Source organism: Geminicoccus sp., from assembly GCF_035556675.1.
In the GTDB taxonomy this organism is placed as follows: domain Bacteria; phylum Pseudomonadota; class Alphaproteobacteria; order Geminicoccales; family Geminicoccaceae; genus Geminicoccus.
Window position 1 is genome coordinate 1 of record NZ_DATMFZ010000119.1, and the last position, 4,546, is coordinate 4,546.

A 4,546-nucleotide genomic window follows, 5' to 3' on the forward strand; every position below is an offset into this window, starting at 1 on the left:
GCAGACGGAGGGGCAGTCGTGGGGGCAGGTGGAGGGCAGGATCTGGCTCATGCGGCCAGGATGGGCCGGCGGCTGGAACCATTCAAGATCCGGATGGCGGGGTCGTGCTTGTAGGAAAAGTTCAAGTGGTTGATTTGGCGGGATTTGCCGGGTTCGTTTGGTAAACGCATGTGTGGCGATGCGTGATCAGGGAGGGAGGCCGAGGGCGACTGTTCAGGTTCTCATGCAGTGGATCCCCCGGTCAAGCCGGGGGATGACATGGAAGGGAAGTGCGCGCTGCCCTGCCCAGGTCGTCATGGCCGGCCTTGAGCCGGCCATCCAGGCAGCGCTGAAGAACTGGATGGCAGGGTCAAGCCCTGCCATGACGAATTGGAGAGGCCGCGTTGTGGTTCACACCACCCGGTGCAGCAGCGGCTCGCCGCGTTCGACCCGGCGCACGTTCTCCACGATCACGGCGAGGGAGCGGTCCCAGGTCTCCCGGGTGAGCCAGGCGCTGTGCGGGGCGAGCACGACGTCGTCGCGGGCGAGGAGGGGGTTGGCGGGCTCGAAGGGCTCGGTGGCGAGCACGTCCAGGCCGGCGCCGGCGAGGCGGCCGTCGTCCAGGGCGGCGATGAGCGCCGGCTCGTCGACCAGGCCGCCGCGGGCGGTGTTGACCAGGATCGTGCCGGGGCGGACGTGGCTCAGCGTGTCGGCGTTCACGATCTTCGCGGTGTCGGGCAGGAGCGGGAGGTGGAGGGAGACGATGTCGGCCTTTGCGAACAGGTCCTCCAGGACCTCGATGCGCTGGCCGGGCTGACCTTCGGCGTCCGAGCGGTGCCAGCGGAGCACCTTGCCGCCCATGGCCTCGATGATCGGGGCCAGGCGGCGGGGCACGGCGCCGAAGCCCACGAAGCCGACGGTCCGGCCGGCCAGCTCGCCATAGGCGCCGGCCGCCTGGATCCTGTCCGACCAGCCCTGGCCCTGGCGGGACGCTCGGTCCTGGACGGCGACCCGGCGCAGCACGGCGAGCATCAGGAGCAGGGCCTGCTCGGCCACCGCGACCGTGTTGGTGCCGGGCATGTTGCAGACGGCGATCCCGCGCGACTTGGCCGTCTCCAGGTCGATCGTGTTCACGCCCACGCCGATCTTCTGGATCAACTTGAGCTTGCCGCCGGCTTCGATATGGGTCTTGGTCACGGGGTCCAGCGCATGCAGAAGAACGTCGGCCTCGGACATGGCGGCCAGCACGCCGGACTTGTCGGCCGGGGCGATCGCCTTGACCGGGAAGGGCAACTGCTCCAGCCGACTTTCGAGCCAGCGATCGGACTGATAAACGAGCACCGCGTGCATCGAGCTCACCTCGGGTCGGACAACAGAACAAGCATGGCCCCTTCCAACAAACCTCCCGTCGCCGACGGCACCATCCTGGCCGTCCTGCGACGGGCCGGCCTGCTGGAGTTCGGCCCGGACCCGAGCATGGCCCCGCTGACCGGCGGTGTCAGTTCCGATATCTGGCGCGTCGAGCTGCCGGGCGGGCCGGTGGCGGTGAAGCGGGCGCTGCCGAAGCTGAAGGTGGCGCAGGACTGGCGGGCCCCGGTCGAGCGCAATGCCTACGAGGCCGCCTGGATGCAGGAGGCGCGGCGCTTTGCCCCGCGCGCCGTGCCGCGGCTCCTGCACCAGGACGCGATCCTGGGGGCGCTGGTGATGGCGTACCTGGAGCCGCGCGACCATCCCTTGTGGAAGCGGCTGCTGATGGACGGCCAGATCCTGGCCTATCATGCCGGTGCGGTGGGGGCGACGCTGGCGGCGATCCATGCCGGCACCGCGCGCCGGCCCGAGGTGGCGCAGCGCTTTGCCACCGACAAGATCTTCCACGAGATCCGCCTGGCCCCCTATCTTCTGGCCACCGCCGAGGTCCATCCGGATCTCGGGCGGCAGTTGCGCAGCCTGGTGCGGACCACGGCGGCCAACCGCATCGCCCTGGTGCATGGCGATGTCAGCCCGAAGAACATCCTGATCGGGCCGCGCGGGCCGGTGTTGCTGGACGCGGAATGTGCCTGGTACGGCGACCCGGCCTTCGACCTGGCCTTCTGCCTGAACCATCTACTGCTCAAATGCCTGTGGCGGCGCCGGGACGCGGCCGCCTATCTCGCCGCCTTCGACGCGCTGGCCGAGGCCTATCTGGCCGGTGCGGTCTGGGAGCGGCGCGACCGGCTGGAGGAGCGGGCCGCGGCCTTGCTGCCCGGTCTGCTGCTGGCGCGGGTCGACGGCAAGTCGCCGGTCGAGTATCTGCCCGGCCAGGACGACCGGGAGAAGGTGCGCAAGGTCGGCCGCCATTTCCTCCAGCATGTGCCGGACCGGCTGGCTGCCATCCGCGCCGCCTGGGCCGAGGAGACCGCCGTTTGAGCCAGAAGATCAGGGAGATCCGCGCCCGGCGGGTCTGGGACAGCCGTGGCCGGCCGACCGTCGAGGCGGACGTGGTCACCGAAGCCGGCGTGCTCGGCCGGGCGATCGCACCGGCCGGGGCTTCGACGGGCTCCGGCGAGGCGCTGGACCGCCGCGACGGCGGGGATACGTTCGGCGGCATGGACGTGCGCCAGGCGGTGGACGCGGTGAACGGGCCGATCCGGACGGCATTGCTGGGCGCCGACGTGCGGGACCAGGCTGCGGTCGACCGGGTCCTGATCGAGCTGGATGGCACGCCGGAGAAGCGCAAGCTTGGTGGCAACGCCACGATCGCGGTGTCGATGGCGGCGGCCCATGCGGCTGCGGCCGGCGAGGGTGTGCCGCTCTGGCGCTGGCTGGGCGGGGAGGCGGCCCATCGGCTGCCGCTGCCCGAGATCCAGATCTTCGGCGGCGGTGCCCATGCGGCCGGGCGGGTGGACATCCAGGATTTCATGGTGGTCTGCCCGGGGGCGGCGAGCTTCGCGCAGGCGCTGGAATGGACCGCGGAAGTCTATCGGGCCGCGGGCGGCCTGATGAAGGATGCGGGCAAGCTCGCGGGCGTGGCCGACGAGGGCGGCTTCTGGCCGCTGTTCGACGGCAACGAGGATGCGCTGGGCATGCTCACACGAGCGATCGAGCGGGCGGGCTATCGGCCCTATGAGCAGGTCGCGATCTCGCTGGACGTGGCGGCCAGCCAGTTCGGCAAGGCCGGGCGCTACCGGCTGGCGCGGGATGGGCGCGAGCTGGACGCGGCCGGGATGATCGAGGTGCTGGCCGGCTGGATCGGCCGCTACCCGATCGTGTCGGTGGAGGACCCGCTGGCCGAGGACGATCCCGAAGGTTTCAAGGCCTTCACGGCGAAGCTGGGCGGCAGGGTCCAGGTGGTGGGCGACGACTTCCTGGTGACCGATGCGGCGCGGGTGCGCGAGGCCGCAGCCGGGCGGTTGTGCGACACCGTGCTGGTGAAGCCCAACCAGCGCGGCACGCTCACCGAGACCAGGGCCGCCTGGGAGGCCGCGAAGGCCGCCGGCATGGGGGCGATCGTCTCGGCGCGCTCAGGCGAGAGCGAGGACGTCACGGTCGTGCATCTTGCGGTCGGCTGGGGCGTGCCTCAATTGAAGGTCGGCAGCTTCACCCGCTCGGAACGGATGGCCAAGTGGAACGAGGGCATCCGGATCGAGGAGGCATTGGGCGAGGCGGCGGAATTTGCCGGCGCCCTGCCCTACATGGGCAAGGCCGCCTATTTGGCGTGACGGCAGCGAACCAGCGGAAAAGAGCCATTCCATGAGCGATCAGACCCCCGTCACCGTGCTCACCGGCTATCTCGGTGCCGGCAAGACGACGCTCCTCAACCGGATCCTGACCGAGGACCACGGCAAGAAATACGCCGTGATCGTCAATGAGTTCGGGGAGATCGGCATCGACAACGACCTGCTCGTCGAAAGCGACGAGGAGGTGTTCGAGATGAACAATGGCTGCATCTGCTGCACGGTGCGCGGCGACCTGATCCGGGTGATCGAGGGGCTGATGAAGCGGCGCGACCGCTTCGACGGCATCGTGATCGAGACGACCGGCCTGGCCGACCCGGCGCCGGTGGCGCAGACCTTCTTCGTCGACGAGGACGTCGCCAAGAAGTCGCGGCTGGACGCAGTGGTGACGGTGGTGGATGCCAAGCATGTCCGCCAGCGGATCGAGGACAGCCAGGAGGCAGACGACCAGATCGCGTTCGCCGACGTGATCCTGCTCAACAAGACCGACCTGGTGACCCCTGAGGAGCTGGCCGAGGTGCGCCGGGCGATCCGCGGGATCAACCGCTTCGCCAAGATCCACGAGACCCGCAACTCCGCGGTGCCGCTGGACGAGATCCTGAACCGCGGCGCCTTCGACCTGGCGCGCATCCTGGAGCTCGACCCGGACTTTCTGGAGCACGGGCACGACCATCACGACCACCACCATGGCCACGACCATGTGTGCGGGCCGGACTGCGGGCACGACCATCACCACCATGACCATGATCATCACGACCATGATCACGGGCGTGGGCACCACTACCAGCACGACGACGAGCACATCGCCCATTCCGGGATCAGCTCGGTCTCGCTGAAGGCGGACAAGCCGATCA

4 protein-coding genes are annotated in these 4,546 nt (G+C 69.5%); 3 read left to right on the top strand and 1 reads right to left on the bottom strand.

Going from position 1 to position 4,546, the window contains the following annotated elements:
• Positions 1-390: 390 nt before the first annotated feature.
• Positions 391-1,329, bottom strand: a complete 939-nt coding sequence (locus tag VNS22_RS09710; protein WP_325731859.1) for an NAD(P)-dependent oxidoreductase — start codon at positions 1,327-1,329, stop codon at positions 391-393.
• Positions 1,330-1,362: 33 nt separating this feature from the next.
• Between VNS22_RS09710 and VNS22_RS09715 the strand changes: the two genes are divergently transcribed.
• The 3 genes from VNS22_RS09715 to VNS22_RS09725 form a co-directional block, all read left to right on the top strand.
• A complete protein-coding gene (locus tag VNS22_RS09715) occupies positions 1,363-2,385 on the top strand; it encodes an aminoglycoside phosphotransferase family protein (protein ID WP_325731861.1) in 1,023 nt (340 codons plus the stop codon).
• Positions 2,382-3,677, top strand: coding sequence for a phosphopyruvate hydratase (eno, locus tag VNS22_RS09720; protein WP_325731863.1), 1,296 nt, complete (start codon positions 2,382-2,384; stop codon positions 3,675-3,677). The genes VNS22_RS09715 and eno overlap by 4 nt, the downstream gene beginning before the upstream one ends.
• Before the next feature lie 31 nt (positions 3,678-3,708).
• A partial coding sequence (locus tag VNS22_RS09725; RefSeq protein ID WP_325731865.1) for a GTP-binding protein occupies positions 3,709-4,546 on the top strand: 838 nt, incomplete at its 3' end.